A 20,821-nucleotide genomic window follows, 5' to 3' on the forward strand; every position below is an offset into this window, starting at 1 on the left:
ATTCTTCAAAAATACGCCTAGCGCGCAATTGTAGTAACAGTCACCGGGGACCCTTCGGCGATAACGGCATTTTCTTTATTTTCGTCCATAACGAATCCCACTTTTTGTATTTAAATAGGGTAATTGATTATATAAAGCCCTGAAACAGCAGCGCCAGCGCCATAATTAACCCGCAACGTACGGAAGCCTGCTGCGATGCACCCATAAGGGGCAGGTAGGCCAGAGAGGCATTTTGCGGCTCCAGACCCCGGTACACCCGCAGAGGTGCAAACACAGTCAGCAGCGCCAGCAGCGCATAAACCGGCAGGACGCCGGCCAGTACGCAGACGATCAGCGAACCATAGGACAGAAAGAGCAGAATACGGGAGAATACAAGCGCTTTGCGCTCTCCCCAGACCACAACCAGCGAACGTTTGCCAGCCTGCTCGTCCGCTCTCCAGTGCAGGAAATGATGGTTGAACAAGAGCAGGGTTGTCAGCAGCCCCACCGGAACGGACAGCAGCACCGGCTTCAGGCTGAACTCACCTGTCTGTACGAAATAGGAGCCCAGTACGGGCATTACCCCAAAGGCGATGAATATCGCAAACTCACTATAGCCCTTACCCCGGTACCCGAAGCGCAGCGGCGGCGCCACATAGAAATAGGCAATCAGCGCCCCGGCGGCTACGAACCACAGGGTCTCCCAGCCGCTGGAAATACTGAGAATCAGACCGCAGGCTACTGCCAGCGCCAGAAGACCCCAGGTCATCAGGGCAAACCGCGATTCCTTCATCAGTCCGCCTGACAAAAAACCGGAGTTCGTCGAGACCATTCCCGGTGTATTCTTTGCTTCTGTATCCGCTCCATTGCGAAAGTCCCACAAATCATTCACCATGTTGGAGAACAAGTGGGCAGCAACAGCACCGATAAGCGTTATAACAAATAAAAACGGATGGAAGCTTCCATCCCATACGTATGCTCCTGCCGTTCCGAGAACAACGGGAATAAGCATCACGGGAATCGTTCCAAACCGTGTGATCTTCTTAAATAATATCCATTTATCCATGCCCAAAGCGATCTCCCTCTATTAATTTATGTGATTATTATTATTGCAAGATTATTATACATCAAATTTCGACACTTGGGCTATAAATACGCTGCAAAATATTCCCTATTCATGGTACACTGGGTAAGGTGGTACTTATTTCCTATAAAAGTCTATACTAATAAAGGGGAGCAACATGAAGCTGAGCAGAAAAATAATAATCTTCATCGTTGCTGTGGCCTTGTTCGGACTAGGTGTTACTTATCTGCTCCTGCACTTTATTCTGCTGAACCGCTTCGAGGAGCTGGATGAAGCAGCTCTGCGGAGCAAGCTGGATAACGTGGTTTCATCCTATCAGAGCGAGCTGCAGACGTTGAAGACAGGACTGTTGAAATATTCAACCCGGGACGATACCTACCGGTTTATGCAGGAAGCATCGCCGGCAGAAGGGCCTGAGGCAGACAAGCAAGCCTATCTGGACAGCAATTTCAGCCCGGCAGCCTATGCGGTTAATCAATTTGATATGATGGCACTGCTCGACATTACCGGTCAGCCCCGGTATGGGGGTATCTATGATCCGGGTACCGGCGCAGTCGCCGGTCTGACCCCGGAATATCTTACGTTATTTGAACTTATACACAGCCGGCTTGCCGGACTTTTGGAGGGCAGCGACAGCCGCTCCGGTATTGTGCTGCTTAAGAGCGGCCCGATGCTGATCACGCTGTCCCCGATCATCAATAACAGCGGGGACAGACCTGTAATCGGCACAGCCGTAGCCGGAAGAATGCTGCAGCAGGAAGAGATCACCCGGATCTGGGACGAAACAAGATCCTCCCTCCGGATGACGGTTGTTCATTCTGCCTCGCTGGCAGAAAGCCAAGGTGAACCGGTATGGATCAGCTCGGATTCAGACAAAACGATATCCATCCACTCCGTAGTCAGCGATCTCTTCGGCAATCCGGCACTGGAGATCACGCTGCAGCAGCCGCGTGAGATTTATGAGAACGGCCTTCAATCTGTGATCAGCTTCCGGAAATTTTTCCTGATCTGGACCCTGCTGATGTGCATCGCCAGTCTGCTTTTCGTCAGACATTTTATTCTTCGCAGAATGTCTATACTCGTTAGAAACATCCGGGCCATCGGCAGCAGCAAGGATCTCAGCATCCGGGTGAAGAGCTCGGGAGACGATGAATTCAGCGAGGTCGAGCATGAATTTAACCGGATGATTGACTCCCTGCAGCAGGCGCAGGAGGAGCTGCAGCTGCAGTCCATGCTTGATCCGCTGACGCAGCTCCCTAACCGTTCGCTGTTTTTTTCCCGGCTCAATGAAGCCATTGCCTCAGCCAGGGACACCGGCAGACAGATCGGACTTGTCTTCATTGATCTGGATCATTTCAAGACGGTTAATGATACGCTGGGCCATGATTTCGGTGATGCAATGCTAAAAGAGATTGCCTTCCGGATTTCCAGGGTCATCGGCAAGCATGATGTTGTGTCCCGGCTCGGCGGGGATGAGTTCACCATACTGCTTGCCGACGCTCCTGACTCAGACAGTCTGAAAGCCCAGCTGTCCCGCATACAGGAGGCACTCTCTATCCCGCACCGCATACAAGGGCACCTGCTCTATAACACGGCCAGCATCGGGGTCAGTATTTATCCTCAGAATGGTGAAGATGCTGATTATCTGGTCAAACAGGCTGACCTGGCGATGTTTCATGTCAAGGAATCCGGGCGTAATAACATCCTTCAATACTCCGAGGAGCTGGAGGAAAGCATCCGCCGCCGTAAGGTACTCTCCCAGCTGCTGCTGTCCGCAGCAGTAAATGATGAATTTGAAGTGCATTACCAGCCGATTCTGGGTGCAGACAGCCTGAAGGTCGCCAAGCTGGAAGCCCTGCTGCGCTGGACAAACCCCACCTATGGGCCGGTGTCTCCCGCCGAGTTCATTCCGCTCGCCGAAACGAGCGGCTCAATCATCAGCATCGGCAGCTGGGTGCTGCGCCAGGTCTGCTCGGACCTGCGCCGCTTCCGCCAGGACGGGCTTGAGCTGACGGCAGCCGTCAACATTTCTGCGGTACAGCTGATACAGCCCGGCTTGTCCGAACTGCTGCTTGCACTGCTTGAAGAGTTTGAACTGCCCAGCTCCAGCCTGGAGCTGGAGATTACAGAGAGCGTGCTCGTATCAGGGGATCATATCCTCTCCTCGCTCCAGGAGCTCAGAAGCTACGGCTTCCGCATCTCGCTGGACGATTTCGGCACCGGCTTCTCCTCGCTGAGCTATCTGCGGCGCTTCCCGGTGGATATCATCAAGATTGACCGTTCCTTTGTATCCGAGATGACACTTGAGCCTCAAGGAGATGTACTCGTCAAGACTATTATTGAGCTAAGCCACAATCTGGGGCTGAAGGTAGTTGCTGAGGGGATAGAGCTTAAAGAGCAGTTCGATCTGCTGCGCCGGCTCGGCAGCGACGAGCTTCAAGGCTACTATATCAGCAAGCCGCTGCAAGCTGTGAATATTTATGCATTTTTATCCTGATTATTGAAATTACCGCCAAAAAATGAACACTTCTTTTATAGGCAAGTTCATGGCGATATGATATGATAGGCAAGCTGATAACAGCACCCGATACGGGTGCTGTTATACTATGCGAACACTTTTGAAAATTGGAGGCTTTAATTGCTATGTCAGCGCAATCCCAATCCACGCAATCCGTCAAAATTGTCACCGCCGATCCCAGCGCCATCGGCTTGTTCGGACTTGCTATCGTCACCCTGGTCGCTTCTTCACAAAAGCTCGAAATTACAACAGGACTCAGCTACGCTATTCCGTGGGCAATCTTCCTCGGAGCCTTCGCCCAGCTGTTCGCCTCCATTCAGGATGCCAAGCACAACAACACCTTCGGCATGACTGCATTCGGCGCATATGCCTTCTTCTGGTTCGGCATGGGCGCAAGCTGGCTGATCAAGCTCGGCGTATTCGGCGCTACACTCGCTGAAGGCGTAGACCCGAAGCAGCTCGGTTTCGTATTCCTTGGATATCTGATCTTCACCCTGTTCATGACCATCGGCGCAGTTGAAGCCAACCGTGTCCTGCTGATCATCTTTATCCTGATTGACTTCCTGTTCCTTGGACTTTCCATGGATGCTTTCGGCGTAGCTGCGGAATTCTTTCACAAGCTGGCTGCAGTATCGGAAATGGCGATTGCTGCGGTATCCCTTTACGGCTGCGGAGCTTCTGTGCTCAACGCCCATTTCGGACGCACCTTCCTGCCGGTCGGCGCACCTCTGCGTATCTTCAAGAAATAAGCTGACGCTGCCTTTACTGAAATTCATATAGCAATACCTGCAAGAGCAACGGATAAAGACAGCTGCCCTTAGGCGAACTGTATTTATCCGTTTTTGTTATTTTACCGCCAGGCTATAAGGTTTTTCCTTGCACAAAAACACAAAAAATGACATGCTATAGAGACACCTACGACATATCTCGACATTTGACGATGGTGCAGGAACCATTTTCGCCCAAATTGCTATAGAATGTTGAATTTTCTTATATCGGAGGCACTCCATGGCTTTCATTAATAAAAAGCCTTTAACGATCATTCTCGGCTTCCTAGCCGTGCTGCAGCTTTCTCTCTTCTATTACTATTCCATATCGGTAGAACGGGAATACCGGGCTGAAAAAGCCGATCTATCCTCACAAGCCGTCACCCTAACCTCAAATCTCGAAGAGAAAGTATCGGTTGTCAAAGGAATAAGCTCCTTCATCCAAACGGTAGGCTTTGATGCAGAGCCCGCTCTGATCAATCAATACCTGTATACCGCCTATAACAACTCAAACACGAACGTTATGAATATTGTGATTGCCCCGTACGGGGTTATCCGCTATCTCTATCCGCTTTCCGGCAACACCTCCATCCTGAATAAAGACCTCCTGCTCGATCCAGTCCTTTCATCATCAGGCATGGTACAGGAGACCATCCGCTCACGCGGTATCACCATTGACGGGCCCCGCATGCTTGCCCAAGGCCAGTATGGAATGGTAATCAGACAGGCTATTTACAGCGGCAACACCTTTACCGGCATCGTTTCTGCTACCGTAACGGTAGAGGACATAGCCGATCATCTCCAGTCGCTGGATTCCTCTATTTATGTTACGAGCACGGATTATACTCTGCTGTTCGGCCGGCAGGATGGAGCTGCCGGGGAAGCAGTAACCACTCCTATTGATATCTATAACCAGCACTGGCTGATGGGCACTCTTTTTTCGGCACAGAAAAAATGGGCAGTATTCCGCAGCGTCCTCTGGATTGATGTCGTCTGCCTGCTCATCGTCGCCTTTATCCTGTATTTCTACTGGCATCAGAACCGGTTTAATCATGAGCTTGAGCGGGTAGTTAAGCTCCGTACCCGTGACCTCAGCGTTTCCCAGAAGCTGTACGAAAAGCTCGCCCATTATGATAGCCTGACCGATATTCCAAACCGGCGTTATTTTATGGATGAGTTCGAACGTCTGCTGCAATGCTCGGAGCCGACACAGACCTACACCCTATTCTTTTTTGACTTGAACCGCTTCAAGGAAATCAATGATACATTAGGCCATTCTATCGGCGACCAGGTAATCAAGACGCTGGCCGGCCGGCTGAAAGGCGCCGGTCTGCCCTTTCAACTGTTTGCACGAACCGGGGGCGACGAATTCGTCATGATCTTCTCCGATCTTCCGCAGGAGCGGATTCCGGAAATTTCCGGCCAGATCAGCACACTGATCTCACAGACCCTGCTGATTGCCGGTGCCCACCTGAGCCTGTCTACAAGCATCGGGATTTCCCTTTATCCGGAGCATTCCAGCCATACAGACGATTTGCTGAAATTTGCAGATATGTCGATGTATCAGGCCAAGTCGCTGGAGGACCGCAATTACTTTATCTTCGACTGGGAGCTGCGGGAGAAGCTGGAGCAGCGGACCATGATTGCCAAATACCTGCACTCTGCGCTGGAGCGCGAGGAATTCGTGCTGTATTACCAGCCGCAGATCAACGCTGTTACCGGCAAGACAATCGGCCTTGAGGCACTGATCCGCTGGAATCATCCTGAGAAGGGGCTGATCGGGCCGGGCACGTTCATCTCCGCGGTCGAGGAGGCCGGCCTGATGATTCAGCTGACAGACTGGGTAATCCGTGAGGTATGCCGTCAGCTCTGCGAATGGCGTAAGCTGGGTATGCCGCTGCTGCGCACTTCCATTAATATTTCGAACAGCTGGTTCTATAACCGCAACCTGATTGAGAATCTGCTGTCTGTGCTGGATTATTACGGCCTGGATACAGAAGTGCTGGAATTTGAAATTACAGAGAGCACCGCTCTCCTCGAGGAGCATTATCCGCTGCTACAGCAGATGCGTGACCATGGCATTATCGTCTCTATTGATGACTTCGGCACCAAGTACTCCTCACTGAATTATTTGAAGCATTTTCCGGTTAACAAAATCAAAATCGACCGCACCTTCATCACCGGAATCGGCATCAGCTCGATTGACGAGACCATCATCAAATCTATTGTCTATGTCGCTTCACAGCTGGGCTATGACCTGATTGCTGAAGGTGTGGAAACGGTAGAACAGCTGGAATTTCTGATCAGCCATAACTGCCCGCATATTCAGGGCTTCTATTTCTCTCCTCCGCTGCCGGCGGAGGAAATCATCAGCAGGCTGGCTTCATAGCCGGCCTGCCTTTTTATATTCAACCCATCTAAGCTTCCCTGCCCTCTTGGTAAAATAACCGCTTGCCGCTATAATAAGCTTGTGCTGCGCGACGCAGCAGGAAGTTAACCCGAAAGGATTTCGAGAAAATGAATGCGTTTACTAACTCAGAGCTGATTGGCACAATCATCTTTGCGCTAATTCTGGCGATACTCGCCTACCGGATTATCCGCGGCATGCCTGCCATGGAAGGAAATATAACTGCTTTCCGCAAAAGAACACTGGTCTGGACACAGGTTGCTCTGGTCTTGACCGTCCTGCAGCTGAATTTCAAGGCCGGCGACTGGCGGTTCGCAATTATCCTCGGACTGATTGTACTGTTTACCGGCAGCATCTGGTGGGCTGCCCGCCACTACGATATGCGCCGTCCGGCTGAACGCGAACCGTCTGATCAGGACAGCCCGCAAGATTAATAACTGAACGTAGAGATCCAGCTCCCCTCCGGGAGCTTTTTTTGTTGTTCCCGGAGGGGAGCCTGTCCGCAGGTACATCTTTGTGACGGCGGGCATATGCCGCGGCCGCTGCAAGCATACTAGTATCATTCTAAGAATTGCGGAGGTACACAAAGATGACCAAAAAATTAAATCTGCTGATGTTCAGCGGCGAATATGACAAGGCGATGGCCGGGCTGATTCTGGCCAATGCAGCAAGGGATATTGAAGTTGAAGTAACGATGTTCTTTGCATTCTGGGGGTTATTTCTCGTCAGGGACCCGGAAAAAATGACACTGGAGGATAAGAGCCTGTACGAGAAGCTAATGGACGTGATGACACCGAAGGGACCGCAGCAGCTCCCGCTCTCGCACATGAATTTCAGCGGTCTGGGCCGTGTAATGCTGGAGGAGATGATGGAGGACAATGGAGCACCTAAGCTGATCCACTTCCTGAAGGGTGCCCGCAAAAAGAAGATCAAATTCTACGCCTGCAAGCTTTCGTTGGATATTATGGGGTTTAAGCCGGAGGAGCTGCTTCCGGAGGTTGAAGTGATGGATGCTTCTGCTTATTTGAAGGATGCGCTGGAAAGTGACATGCAGCTGTTTATCTAGCTTGACGCATGGGCTTTAACCCATCTGCTCTGCCGGGCATATACTGAGCCGTGATGACACAGCCGGAAGCCTGTCAAGGTCACCGGCGCCGGTGTCAGGGAACTAACCGGCTTTAGATGGAGGGATTGTCCATGCCAAGCATCAACCATGCCTTCCCCGAGGAGGCATCGGCTTACCCTGCGGCGCATTTCGCCGCATTCCGTGAGCATACCATCGGCATTTGCCATCAGATTACGACCCCTTTTGGACGGAAGCCGCTGCTATACGCAGACTGGACCGCCAGCGGGCGTCTATACGAACCGATCGAGCGCCGGATTCAGGAGGCTTTCGGACCTTATGTCAGCAATCCGCATACCGATTCCAACACCACCGGCCTGACAATGACGCTGGCCTATAATGAAGCACGGCGGATCATCAGGCAGCATGTCCACGCAGGGCCGGATGACTGCCTGATCTTCTGCGGCAACGGAACTACCGGTGCAGTTAACAAGCTGCAGCGGCTGATGGGCCTGAAGCTGCCTGAATGGCAGCGCCCGGGCTTCCGTTGCCCGCCGGAGGAGCGCCCGGTTATCTTCGTCAGCCACATGGAGCATCACTCCAATCTCCTGCCCTGGCAGGAAGGCATCGGCGATGTCGTTACTGTGCCTGCCGGGGTAGACGGCAATATCAGCCCGGAGGCCCTTGAAGTGCTGCTCAGCCGCTACCGGGGCCGCCGGCTCAAGATAGGCTCTTTCACCGCTTGTTCAAATGTCACAGGTATTGAGACGCCTTACCCCAAGCTCGCTGCCGTAATGCACCGCCACGGAGGGGTATGCTTTGTTGATTTTGCCGCCAGTGCACCGTATGCAGTGATTGATATGCATCCCGCTTCACCGCTGGAGAAGCTTGATGCCGTCTTCTTCTCTCCGCACAAATTTCTTGGCGGCCCTGGAACAGGCGGAGTGCTGCTGTTAGACGCCGGTCTCTGCAGCGGCAGGCTCCCGGATGAGCCCGGCGGCGGCACCGTTGTCTGGGTTAATCCCTGGGGCGGACGCCGCTACATAAACGACGTAGAGGTCCGCGAGGACGGCGGAACACCCGGCTTCATGCAGGCCATCCGCACAGCGCTCTGCATACAGCTGAAGGAGCGGATGAACGGCAGCGGAGAATGGATGAGGCTCCGCGAGCAGGAGCTGTGCCGGCGGCTGTTAGCCGGACTCACCCGCATACCCGGCTGCTCCATTCTGGCCGGCGGACAGACAGAGCGTCATGGCATCGTGTCGTTCACCCTGCAGAATCTCCATTACAATCTTGCCGTCAGGCTGCTGAATGACCGCTACGGCATTCAGGCCCGCGGCGGCTGCTCCTGTGCCGGTCCTTATGGACATTATCTGCTGGGGCTTGACCGCAAGCAGTCGGAGCAGATCGTTCAGGATCTGCATGCCGGGGACCAGTCCTCCAAGCCCGGCTGGGTCCGCCTCTCCCTCCACCCCATAATGACAGATGCCGAAATTGACAGAATGGTAGCAGCAGTGCAGAGCCTGACTGAATCCGGAATGGAATGGAGCAGCGATTACAGCTATACCGCCGCAACGAACAGCTGGGTCCATCGTTCAGGCCAGACAGAGACAGAGGCTGCGGTCCGGAGCCTATTCTCGGTGTAACCGGTCTGCCGCGGCCCGGGCAAACCGGGCTTCGATAGCCTTTACACACCAGAGGGAGCCCGCAATAAACAGCACCACATAGATGATCTCCCACGGGTTACGGATAAACCGCTGCACATCATTGCCGATATAAGAAACAGCGAACACCATAATCGCCTTCCCCGCACATATCGCCAGCAGATAGGAGCGCAGGCGCATCCCGGCAAGCCCGGCGGCCATATTAATCACCACGAACGGGCCGACCGGGAACAGGCTGAGCAGAAAAACATAACTGAAGCCGCTCTGGCGCACCCAGGTCATGCTTTTGGCTACCTTTGGCCTGCGCGACCATTTCTGCAGGTAGGGATGAGAGGCGATCTTGCGGATAATGAGAAAGGTTACCGTACAGCCTGCCACCAGCCCCAGCCACGAATATAAAAAACCGAGCCATAAACCGTATACTGCACCGTTCAGGCCAACGATTGCGATTGTCGGAAGCGGCGGAACGAAGGATTTCATAAACGTCAGCCCGATTCCGGGCAGCGGCCCAAGTGTCCGGTACTGCTCGAGCAGAATCCGCAGCCTCTCCTCCGTCAGCCATGACGATATATCCAGTAAATACATCAATTGCCCTCTCCTCATCAAACACTGAATTTCTCAAGTCGTGAGCCTCAATTATACAACACTTTTCTGGGTACTAGTGACTGGACAAGCAGAAGCCGGCAAGGCTATGATGAAATTATTGACGAATGATGCGGAAGTTTGACAGAAGTTATATTCCAAAGTGAGGTTCCTTATGAAACTGCTTGATTACAGACTGCTGGCTACAAGAGCTCTGGGTCTGCTATGCATCTGCCTGCTTGCAGCCTCAGCAGTATATCCCCTGCTGAATAGAAGCAGCGGTGCATGTGTTCAGCCGCAACCCGGTGTTATCGATTTATCCGGCTGCACCTTCGATAATGATACAACCTATAAACTGGACGGCAAGTGGGAGTTCTACTGGAATCAGCTGCTCGAGCCCGCGAACACCATACAAGCGGATGATGTCAGCTATCTTTCTGTTCCCGGAAGCTGGAGAACATGGAATCAGAAGGAGTACAACCGATATGGATTTGCAACCTACCGTCTGCAGCTGCTGCTGCCCGAGAACAGCACGTCCTTTGCCTTAAAGGTGAATAACATCCGTACTTCCAGCCAGCTATTCATAGACGGAGAGCCGCTTGGAGGCAGCGGGCTTACAGGGCAATCACTCCAGGAAACAGTGCCCCGCAACCAGCCTTACACCGCTACATTTAACAGTGATACCGGCCAGGTGGACATTATCATTCATGCTTCCAACTTCATGTACAACAGCGGCGCAATCGCAGAGTCCATCCGTATCGGAACTCCTGAAGCCATAGAAGCCCTTGATAAGCGGAATAACGTGTATGACATCGTGCTGATAGCAGGCTTCGCTTTTATCGGAGTCTATTTCATGGGTCAGGGCCTGCAGCGCAAAGAAGATTATCCCTCACTGCAGCTGGGGATGTATTGCTTAACCATTACCTTCTATTTGCTTACTCACAGTGAAAAGCTGCTATTCGATCTCTCCCCCTCAATCCCCTATGAGTGGTTTAGCAAAATACAGCTGATAACTGGTGTGATCGGCTTTTCATTTGTAGCCAGCTATACCTATTCTTTGTTTCCGGCACTCTATTCCCGGCTGTTCCGCAGAATCACCTTCACCTATTCCATCGGCTTCTGCCTTCTGACTCTGGTGAGCTCTGAGCGGATCTACTCCAGGGCCTCCGATATATTAACTATCTTTAGTATAATCTCTATTATCTACACCTTTTATGTCATGGCTAAAGCGGCAATGCTACGGGAGACCGGCTCCTTTTATCTGCTGATCGGCGTTGTTGCCGCCATTATGTTCGTACTCACCGTATCCAAGAACCTTATGATGGGTACCGAATTTTACTCCATACCGCCAGTATCGGGGCCCATATTTGTCCTCGCCGAAGGCCTCTTCCTGTCTGCACGGCAGGCTCATGCCTATGAGACTATTAAGCAGCTGTCGCATCAGCTTGAGCGCAAGGACAGAGACAAGGATGAATTCCTGCTGAAAACCTCGAACGAGCTGCGGACACCACTGAATGCCATTATTAACATCTCATTGTCGCTCTATGAGGGCAGCGGCGGCCCGCTCAGCTCCTCACAGCGTGAGGATATGCGTCTGATACTGGGAACGGGAAGACGCCTGGCATTCATGGTCAGGGATATCCTTGATTATGAGCAGATCAAGCAGCAGCGGATTACCCTTCACTGGAAGCAGGTAGATATACAGGGAGTCGCAAACATCGTCATTGAGGTCTTCCAGTTCCTGAATATAAAAACGAATATCCACATCAAAAATCACATTCCGCCCGGGGCCTATCTCATTGAAGCCGATGAGCACAGGCTGATGCAGATTCTGTACAACCTGCTGGATAATGCCCTCAAATTCACTGACCGCGGCAGCGTAGTATTTGAGGCAGAGCGGAGCGGGGATGTCATCTCCATCACTGTTACCGATACAGGCAAAGGAATTCCTCCTGAGCGTCTGGAAAGCATATTCCGTGATTATGAACAGGTCAATGAAGCGGATTCAATGGAGAGCGGCGGGCTCGGGCTCGGGCTGGCAATTACCCGCAAGCTCGTCGAGCTGCACGGAGGCAGCATCAGGGTACAGTCGGTATCCGGCAGGGGGAGCAGCTTCACCTTCTCTATCCCGGTCAGTCAGCCCGCATCTGCATCCGCAGCCGCAGAGCCCGAAAACCGGGAGCTGCTGCTTACACCGGTCAAGCCTTCTCCGGAAGCCCTTGACGACGACTGGAAATATCCGCTCATCCCGGTAACCCAGCCCGGCCGGAGCGCAGACGCAGGACCGGACACTCCGCGCATACTGGTTGTTGACGATGATTACGCAAATCTCAAGGCGCTGACCAACCTGCTGGCACTGGAGAATTATATGATTACAAGTATCCGCAGCGGCAAAGAAGCCTTGGCGCTCCTTGCCGGGGACCGTAATTTCGACCTTTGTATCATCGATGTGATGATGCCTGAGATGTCGGGACTTGAGCTGTGCAGAATTATCCGCCAGACCTTCAGCCCGCTGGATCTGCCTGTGCTAATGGCCACGGCCGGGCAGCAGCTCCATTTCAATGAATCGGCCTTCCGGGCCGGAGCAAATGACTTTATCCATAAGCCCTATGCCTGGAGCGATTTGAAGGGCCGTGTTAAAACGCTCGTTGAACTCAAAAGGTCAGTGGCGGAGCGGCTCAGCTCGGAAATTGCTATGCTTCGTGCGCAAATCAAGCCCCATTTCCTTTACAACTCTATCAACACAATCATCTGGATGAGCACACGGGATAACGAGAAGACCAGGCATCTGCTCTACGATCTCAGTCATTTTCTGCGGGGAAGCTTTGATTTCAGCAACCAGGAAACAGCCATTCCCTTCGAGAAGGAGCTGGAGCTGACTGAAGCTTATCTGTCGCTGGAGCAGGCCCGGTTCGGCAAACGCCTGAGTGTTCAGTACAATATTGAGGTCTCCGAATTCACACTGCCGCCGCTGATTGTACAGCCGATTGTCGAGAATGCCGTCCGGCACGGCCTGATGGAAAAGATCGGCGGAGGCACCCTTGTCCTCAGCACCAGCCTGCAGGACGGATATATAGTCATTACCGTCTCCGACAACGGCAAGGGGATGAGCGATGAGCAGCTGGCCTCCTGGATGCTGGACGATTACCGCTCCTCCTCTCGTCAAGGTACAGGGATCGGCCTGAAAAATATTAACCGCCGCCTGCTGAAGCAATTCGGCCATCCGCTACTGCTTACCCGCGGCGAAGACAGCGGAATTGAAGTACGAATAAGAATACCATGGAAGGGTGAGGTCTCCTGAATTATTCTGTAATGGTTGTAGATGATGAATGGCCGGCGCTGGAACAGATGCGCGAGCTGCTGCAGCAATGTGAGAACATTGCGTCAATCCATGTCTTTGATAACCCCCGGGAGGCCCTCACGGCCGCCGCCGAGCTGAAGCCTGATCTGATCTTTCTTGATATTCAAATGCCGGAGCTGTCCGGGCTTGCCTTTGCCGAGAACCTGCAGCCGTTCTCGCCGGATACGGAGGTCGTGTTCGTAAGCGCCTACCGCAGCTATGCTGTCGAGGCCTTCGACCTCTCAGCGGCAGATTATCTGCTGAAGCCGGTAGACCCGCCCCGGCTGCTTAAAACCTGGTCCAAATTCCTGTCCAAGCGAATGCAGTCCGGACAGTCCGGGCAATCCAGCCCAATTGCACGTTTCCAGTCCCTTGGCGGCCACATCCTGACCGGGCCCCTCGGCAGCGTTAAGTGGAGCACGCATAAGGCAGAGGAGCTGTTTGCTTATTTATGGATACACCGGCAAGGCAGTGTCAGCGTTATTCTGAACGATGTCTTTCCGCAATGGAACTACGAGAAGGGGAAGCAGTATCTGCATACCACCGTCTATCAGATCCGTAAAACCTTAAAGAATGCCGCCCTCGGCGACAATATCGAGCTGACCTCTGACCGGGAAAATTACCGTCTGGAAGCCAAGGACATCGAGGGGGATGCGGAACAGTTTCAGGAAGCCGCACTTGCAGCGCTGCAGAGCAACAATCTGGATAGCCTGCGTGATGCTTCCTCCTTGTACACAGGGGAGCTGCTGCAGTCTCTGGACAGCCTCTGGATCTATTCGGTCCGCGATAAATACCGCCAGCTCTACCTGAAGCTGCTGGAGCAGCTTACACTGGGGCTGATTCAGTCAGGCCGCCAGTATGAAGCCGAGGAATATGCCCTCCGGCTGGCCGAGCTCGAACCGCTTGAGGAGAGCTATGCTTTGCAGATCATCGCGCTTTATTATGAGACTGGTAAGCCCCTGCGCGCCCAGCGGCGCTTCACCCAGTTCTGTGAATCCTACAGGAATGAGATGGACGGGGAGCTTCCGGAGTGGTTCCTCGATGCTTACAAACGCCTTGGTACATAGACTTTACGCAGTCAGCCAGCTTATCCGCAGTTAGGCCTCATATTTTTTTGCAAAACAGCCCGGCAGACGTCTGCCGGGCTGTTTTTTCGCTATTTTTTCGTATAAAGCGGTATCATTTCGATTATTTCTGCCAAGCTTCGACTTTTTATCAGTGTTTTATCAGTGACAAATAGTACCATTGATTTACACAGCAATGTCTACACATCGGATAGTACTACACGAGTATATGGAGGTTGTTACATTGAACAGATGGCAGGGCTTCAAAAAAGCTTTTAAAGGCTCGAATTTTCTTACTCTTATGTTCTCCATGGTGCGTGAGGTTACCATAGACAATACGCCGCCCGCTATGTCTGTTGAGGTCACAACCGACCAGACTGCCTATGCGCCGGGAGACGAAGTGACTGTGCTAGTGAACCTGCGCAATTTCGCCCCGAATGACCGCGGCTACAGCTATATGAATTTTATAGTGCAGTATGACAGTGAGGTTTTTGATAATGCCGAGTATCTTGTACAGTCAGCTTACAGCGATTCTGCCTTTACACCCGGTAACGAGGTCGGAAACATTTTTCAGTACAATTTTATGAATCCGGTCGACGGCGGCATTTACTTCGGAATGAACACCACCATGCGCGGAATTGATATCCAGGTGGAAACCCACTCGAAGCAGGCCCACATCCCGGCTGTTGATCAGACTCTGGTTGCCTTTAAACTCCGTGTAAAAGAGCATACACTTGCCGGATCTTCAACAATCAGCTTAGCCAACGAGTTCACCCGGATCAGAACGTCTGAAGCCAGCAACGGCTTTTATCTCTATTCTCCAGACATTACCGTACTCGCTTCAGAGCCCGTAGCTATCGTCCCCACCCCACAAGTCTCCGTGTACTCAAAGGGTTCCAGCGTGAAGACTAACCTCTTGGCCTAATACAGCAAATGAATTTATGTATCATTATCCGATATCATATTTATTATATATAACCAGATCGTTTCATGGTTAATCAGGCTTTTCTCCGTTCTGTATACCGGGATGCGGAAAAAGCCTTTTTTTGTTGGCATCTCCCTCAAACTCAGGTACTGTATTCTTATATTCCGGGTTCAGATAAAAAAGGGGGGTAAAAGAATACTTATCACTTCACAACATGTTGATCTCCGGCCGGCTGCCCGGCAGGATCTTGATTTCGTACTGGCTGCTGAACAGAATGAGCTTAACTGCCGCTATATCGGACAATGGAGCAGGGAAAAGCATACTGCAGCCATAACCGATGAAGATATGTTACATCTGATTGTTCAGGATAAAACCGGGCAGCCGGCCGGCTACATCATTATCACCGGACTCAAGGACCCTAATCAGTCTGTAAACCTCCTGCGGATCGTCATTAACATGAAAGGACTCGGCTATGGCACTGCTGCGCTCTCTCTGCTCAAGGATTGGATCTTCACTAACACGGGGACGCACCGTTTATGGCTGGATGTTAAAGAATTCAATTCCACAGCGCGGCATGTGTATGAGGCTGCAGGCTTTACAACAGAGGGTATCCTGCGCGAAGCAGTCAAACACGGGGATTCCTTCGATTCCATGGTAATTATGTCTATCCTGCGGCAAGAGTATAAGGAGCATGCACACGAGCCCACACAGCATCTTAATACATAATTGCATACCAAAACTGCCGGTTCCATCCGTACCAGGTTACGGATGGAACCGGCAGTCTGCCAGCTTCCTAATTCTTCGTTTCAAATAGGAGCTTCCACCGGAGCTCCCGGCTTTTGCCCGGCAAAAACGGCTGTAGCCACATGCTTGCGCGCATCTGCAGTCAGCAGCAGCAGCTTCACCGGATCATCATCCGAACCGCTGCGGATAAACGTTACCTCGGCACCGTCCAGATCTTCTGTAATATTTACAATTCCATAACCCTGCTGCAGCAGCGCATCAACGGCCTGCCGTTCCTTGTCGAATTCCGCAAAAGCTGACATATCAGACCACTCCTCCGCTGATTTCCGCTTTGGCCGGAAATGCCGCTTCCGCCTCAAACCGTTTACGGTGCAGGTATTTGCCCGCCCCTGCCTCCCCGACGAACTGCTTGTCACGGATGACAAATTCTCCGCGGCTCAGGACAGAAACCGGCTCGCCCTTGACCTCAAAGCCTTCAAACGCATTGTAATCAACCTTCATGTGGTGGGTTGCAGCTGAGAGGGTTCTCTCCACCGACGGATCAAAAATGACAATGTCAGCATCACTGCCGATCGCAATCGTCCCCTTCTGCGGGAACAAGCCAAACAGCTTGGCGCTGGAGGTAGAGATGATATCGACGAACTTGTTCAGTGAGATACGGCCTTTCTGCACCCCCTCGGAGTACAGCAGACTGAAGCGGTCTTCAATGGTAGGTCCGCCGTTTGGAATTTTGGAGAAGTCACCGCGTCCAAGCTCCTTCTGCCCTTTAAAATCAAACGAGCACTGGTCTGAGCCGATCGTCTGCAGCGAGCCGTTCCACAGCGCATCCCACAGCACATCCTGATTCCACTGCTCACGCAGCGGCGGAGACCAGACGTATTTGGCACCCTCAAAGTCCGGCTTCTCAAGCGCCGTCTGATCCAACACCAGATACTGCGGGCAGGTCTCGCCGTACACCCGCAGCCCCTTCTTCCGGGCCTCGGCAATCTTCCACGCCGCTTCGGCGCAGGTCACATGCACAACGTACAGCTGTGAATCCGTCAGCTCTGTTAAATAAGCAGCACGCCCGGTTGCTTCACCTTCCAGCTCAGGCGGCCGGGTCAGTGCATGATAGATCGGGTCCGTATTTCCTGCGGCCAGCGCCTGCTCTACCAGATATTCAATGACATCGCCGTTCTCGGCATGAACCATTACAAGCGCACCTTCACGCTTGGCAGCCTGCAGTGTCTTATACAACACGCCGTCATCAGCCTGAAAGGTATTCTTATAGGCCATAAACACCTTCAGCGAGGTAATGCCCTCCTGTTCGATAATCTGCGGCAGCTCGTCAAGCACCCGGTCATTCAGCTCCGACACCATGAGATGGAAGCTGTAATCAATCACCGCTTTGTCCTGAGATTTGTTATGCCACGTATCTACGGCCCTCTGCAGCGGCTGGCCTTTGGTGGTCAGGCAGAAATCAATGACCGTTGTCGTACCGCCGTATGCAGCGGCAACCGTTCCGCTCTCGAAGTCATCAGCGGTGACGGTTCCGCCAAAAGGCATATCCAGATGGGTATGCGGATCAATCCCTCCCGGGAACACAAAGCAGCCGGAGGCATCCACTATTTCAGCGCCCGGCAACTCCAGATTCAGGCCGATCCCGGTTACTATCCCATTCTCAATCAGGACGTCCGCAGTATACGTGTCTGCAGCCGTGACGATCGTGCCATTCTTGATTATTTTGGCCATCTAGACCACCTCCGCTTCTGAATGTGAGCCGTTCAGGGTGCTGATTACCTGCTGCCGCTGGTTCCAGGTCATCGGCGCCGCGCCGCTGTCCAGCGCTATCATATCTATCGCACCGTCAGCCGGACAGACAATGGAGCACAGGTTACAGCCCACACAATCCTCCTCACGCACCTGAAGAACCGCTTTTCCGTCAGCATTGGTCAGCATATCAATACACTGGTGCGAAGCGTCCTCGCAGGCAATATGGCATTTATTGCAGTTAATGCAGTTGTCTTCATTGATCCGCGCAACGACTTTGTAATTAAGATCCAAGTCACCCCAGTTGGAGTATTTCGGCACAGATTTACCGATCAGCTCCGTTACGGAAGCAAGCCCCTTGTCATCCAGATAGTTATTTAAGCCGTCAATCATCTCTTCAACAATCCGGAAGCCGTGATGCATCACCGCCGTGCAGACCTGGATGCCGGTTGCCCCCATGAGCATGAACTCAACTACATCCTGCCAGGTAGAAATGCCGCCGATTCCTGAGATCGGTATACCGACACCGCGGTCACGGGCACATTCAGCTACCATACTCAGGGCAATCGGCTTGACTGCCGGACCGCAATAACCGCCGTGCGCACCCTGCCCGCCGACATGCGGAATGGTATTCCAGCTGTGAATATCCACTCCGGCCAGGCTGTTGATTGTATTAATCATGCTGACCGCATCTGCGCCGCCTTTGACTGCATGACGGGCAACGACAGTAATGTCGGTAATGTTGGGCGTTAGCTTCACAATTACCGGCGTAGTCGCTACCTCCTTCACCCAGGTTGTCTGTGCCTGCACCAGATCAGGCTGCTGCCCGGAGGCAGCACCCATACCGCGCTCGGCCATGCCGTGCGGACAGCCGAAGTTAAGCTCCAGCCCGTCAACCCCCACATCCTCCACCCTTTTGACAATCTCATGCCACTTCTCCCGTTTCGGCTCCACCATCAGGGAGGCAATCACCGCATGATCAGGGAATCTTTTTTTCGTTTCGTATATTTCCTTGAGGTTCACTTCCAGCGGACGGTCCGTAATCAGCTCAATATTATTGAAGCCTGCTACGCGCTGTCCGTTGAAGTGCACCGCCGCAAACCGCGAAGAGGTGTTGATAATCGGATCGCCCAGCGTTTTCCACACCGCACCTCCCCAACCGGCCTCGAAAGCCCGCTGGACCTGATATCCCGTATTGGTAGGCGGCGCAGAGGCCAGCCAGAACGGATTGGGTGATTTAATTCCTGCTAGATCAATTCGCAGATCTGCCATAGTTGTTCCCTCCCTGTCATATGTAGTCCGGGGATAGCCGCCGGGCCTGCTACTCATGTTCCTTGAGATAACGGTTATACCGCAGAACCGATCACACTGTCCTGCAGACCTGATAATTGCTTCACTATCGCATAGGCCGCATCCTTACCCTGCTGGGCTGCCGACACAACCATCGCCTCACCGTTGCCTGAGCCGAAGACAATATCACCGGCAGCATAGATCATCGGATCTGAGGTCCGGCCCGTCTTCGGATCAATTCTGACGACGCCAGAGTCATGTTCCAGCCCCAGGGACTCAATCAGCCCAGTCCGGCGCTTTTGCCCGATAGCGATAACTACCGCATCAACAGGCATTACGAATTCTGAACCTTCAACCGGCATCGGCTTCAGGCGTCCGTCCTTGCCTGTCTCCCCGGTCAGCTTCATCTGCACGCATTCAAGCCCTGTCACATTGCCCAGCTCATCGCCGACAATCCGCTTAGGCAGTGTCAGCCAGTTAAATTCCACGCCTTCCTGCTTGGCGAATTCATATTCAAAGTCGTACGCAGTCATCTCGCTGCGGGTACGGCGGTAGATCATTTTGACATTAGCCGCACCAAGCCGTACCGAGCAGGTGGCTGCATCAATAGCGGTATTGCCTGCACCAATGACCGCAACGCGCTGGCCCATCAGCTCCAGCGTAGGGATACCTGTCTTGGTCGTCTCCACCAGCTCGATGGCATCATAGACGCCGGACAGCTTCTCGCCCTCAATTCCGAGCGGCGGCACATAACCCATCCCGGCAGCAAGCACAATCGCGTCATATTCTCCTCTGAGCTCCTCCACCGTAACGTCAACACCGATTTTAATCCCGGTACGGATCTCCACACCCAGCTTCTCCACCTGCTCTACCTCCCACAGCGAAATGGACTGCGGAAGCCGGAAGGAGACGATGCCGTGTGTGTTCAGCCCGCCGGCAAGCTGCTTGGCCTCATACACCACTACGGCAAAGCCTTCCCGCGCCAGCTCTCTGGCAGCAGATAAGCCGGCCGGTCCGCCGCCGATAACAGCAACCTTTTTGCCGTTCGGGATACCGGCTTTGAACAGCTGGACTCCGCTATTAACAGCCCAGTCCGTGGCATAACGCTGCAGCAGCCCGATCTGAATCGGCGCAGAAGCATCGTTCAGCACACAAGCCCCCTCACAAAGCTCTTCAGTCGGGCAGACCCTTGCGCAGCTGGCTCCGACCGGGTTGGACTCCATGATCGTCATGGCCGAGCCCTTCAGATTGTCAGTAGCAATCCGCTTAATAAAGGAAGGAATATTAATGCCGGTAGGGCAGGCTTTAATGCAAGGCGCATCATAACAATAGAGACAGCGGTTGGATTCCTCAACCGCACCCTTGCGGCTGAGGCCGGGCTCCGCCTCGGCAAAATTGCGCATGAACATATCAGGTGTAAATGCAGTTAACGGAGAAGTGTGCTCCATCAGTTATCCCTCCCTTTAAATAATGGATTAATAAGTATTAATGTTATATATGCTCACATTATTACGATAATCTCCTTAATAATTTGCTTACACCCCGGCCTTAATGTAGTAAAATATACTTTAAACCTGATAAAACCGTTTATAACTCTTTTATTGAGTCACATTTCCTAACATATTATATTCACACTATATCCATT

Annotated in this window: 16 protein-coding genes; 10 read left to right on the top strand and 6 right to left on the bottom strand. The window is 52.7% G+C overall.

From position 1 onward, the window contains the following. Positions 1–127 precede the first annotated feature (127 nt). Positions 128–1,045, bottom strand: coding sequence for a prenyltransferase (locus tag R70331_RS28740; protein ID WP_042181465.1), 918 nt, complete (start codon positions 1,043–1,045; stop codon positions 128–130). A 175-nt stretch (positions 1,046–1,220) separates the two neighbouring features. Between R70331_RS28740 and R70331_RS30810 the strand changes: the two genes are divergently transcribed. The 6 genes from R70331_RS30810 to R70331_RS28770 all read left to right on the top strand — a co-directional run bounded on the left by R70331_RS30810 (position 1,221) and on the right by R70331_RS28770 (position 9,464). Continuing rightward, a complete protein-coding gene (locus tag R70331_RS30810) occupies positions 1,221–3,560 on the top strand; it encodes a putative bifunctional diguanylate cyclase/phosphodiesterase (RefSeq protein ID WP_052419257.1) in 2,340 nt (779 codons plus the stop codon). A gap of 146 nt (positions 3,561–3,706) precedes the next feature. Beyond that, positions 3,707–4,330 (top strand): acetate uptake transporter, encoded by a 624-nt coding sequence (locus R70331_RS28750; RefSeq protein WP_042181467.1) that lies wholly within the window; start codon positions 3,707–3,709, stop codon positions 4,328–4,330. Between the two features lie 259 nt (positions 4,331–4,589). Further along, positions 4,590–6,737, top strand: a complete 2,148-nt coding sequence (locus R70331_RS30815; RefSeq protein ID WP_052419258.1) for a bifunctional diguanylate cyclase/phosphodiesterase — start codon at positions 4,590–4,592, stop codon at positions 6,735–6,737. A gap of 128 nt (positions 6,738–6,865) precedes the next feature. Then, on the top strand, positions 6,866–7,189 hold the full coding sequence (locus R70331_RS28760) for a hypothetical protein (RefSeq protein WP_042181469.1): 324 nt from the start codon (positions 6,866–6,868) through the stop codon (positions 7,187–7,189). Between the two features lie 155 nt (positions 7,190–7,344). Continuing rightward, positions 7,345–7,821 (top strand): DsrE/DsrF/DrsH-like family protein, encoded by a 477-nt coding sequence (locus R70331_RS28765; protein WP_042181471.1) that lies wholly within the window; start codon positions 7,345–7,347, stop codon positions 7,819–7,821. A 131-nt stretch (positions 7,822–7,952) separates the two neighbouring features. Next, entirely contained in the window at positions 7,953–9,464 is a 1,512-nt protein-coding gene (locus R70331_RS28770) for an aminotransferase class V-fold PLP-dependent enzyme (RefSeq protein ID WP_042181473.1), read from the top strand. Here R70331_RS28770 and R70331_RS28775 read toward each other — a convergent pair. Then, the gene (locus tag R70331_RS28775) at positions 9,450–10,067 is read right to left on the bottom strand and encodes a TVP38/TMEM64 family protein (protein ID WP_042181475.1); all 618 of its coding nucleotides are present in this window, start codon (positions 10,065–10,067) and stop codon (positions 9,450–9,452) included. The two genes, R70331_RS28770 and R70331_RS28775, sit on opposite strands and share 15 nt — an antisense overlap. 172 nt (positions 10,068–10,239) lie before the next feature. On the opposite strand from R70331_RS28775, the gene R70331_RS28780 reads away from it, so the two are divergent. The 4 genes from R70331_RS28780 to R70331_RS28795 all read left to right on the top strand — a co-directional run bounded on the left by R70331_RS28780 (position 10,240) and on the right by R70331_RS28795 (position 16,119). Further along, a complete protein-coding gene (locus R70331_RS28780; RefSeq protein ID WP_042181477.1) occupies positions 10,240–13,365 on the top strand; it encodes an ATP-binding protein in 3,126 nt (1,041 codons plus the stop codon). 11 nt (positions 13,366–13,376) lie between these two features. Then, positions 13,377–14,471, top strand: coding sequence for a response regulator (locus R70331_RS30820; protein ID WP_052419259.1), 1,095 nt, complete (start codon positions 13,377–13,379; stop codon positions 14,469–14,471). Positions 14,472–14,712: 241 nt separating this feature from the next. Beyond that, positions 14,713–15,393 (top strand): cohesin domain-containing protein, encoded by a 681-nt coding sequence (locus tag R70331_RS28790; protein WP_042181479.1) that lies wholly within the window; start codon positions 14,713–14,715, stop codon positions 15,391–15,393. Between the two features lie 102 nt (positions 15,394–15,495). Next, complete coding sequence (locus R70331_RS28795) at positions 15,496–16,119, top strand: GNAT family N-acetyltransferase (protein ID WP_231576371.1); 624 nt, start codon at positions 15,496–15,498, stop codon at positions 16,117–16,119. Positions 16,120–16,199: 80 nt separating this feature from the next. Here R70331_RS28795 and R70331_RS28800 read toward each other — a convergent pair whose 3' ends face one another. From R70331_RS28800 to R70331_RS28815, 4 genes are all read right to left on the bottom strand, one after another. Continuing rightward, positions 16,200–16,439: a hypothetical protein gene (locus R70331_RS28800; RefSeq protein WP_042181481.1), complete on the bottom strand. Its 240-nt coding sequence runs from the start codon at positions 16,437–16,439 to the stop codon at positions 16,200–16,202. A 1-nt stretch (position 16,440) separates the two neighbouring features. Next, entirely contained in the window at positions 16,441–17,868 is a 1,428-nt protein-coding gene (gene hydA, locus R70331_RS28805) for a dihydropyrimidinase (protein ID WP_042181483.1), read from the bottom strand. Then, the gene (preA, locus tag R70331_RS28810; RefSeq protein ID WP_042181485.1) at positions 17,869–19,158 is read right to left on the bottom strand and encodes an NAD-dependent dihydropyrimidine dehydrogenase subunit PreA; all 1,290 of its coding nucleotides are present in this window, start codon (positions 19,156–19,158) and stop codon (positions 17,869–17,871) included. Between the two features lie 74 nt (positions 19,159–19,232). After that, the gene (locus R70331_RS28815; protein WP_042181487.1) at positions 19,233–20,624 is read right to left on the bottom strand and encodes an NAD(P)-dependent oxidoreductase; all 1,392 of its coding nucleotides are present in this window, start codon (positions 20,622–20,624) and stop codon (positions 19,233–19,235) included. Positions 20,625–20,821: the final 197 nt, after the last annotated feature.

The sequence above is a fragment of the Paenibacillus sp. FSL R7-0331 genome (assembly GCF_000758645.1).
Taxonomy (GTDB): domain Bacteria; phylum Bacillota; class Bacilli; order Paenibacillales; family Paenibacillaceae; genus Paenibacillus_AQ; species Paenibacillus_AQ camerounensis.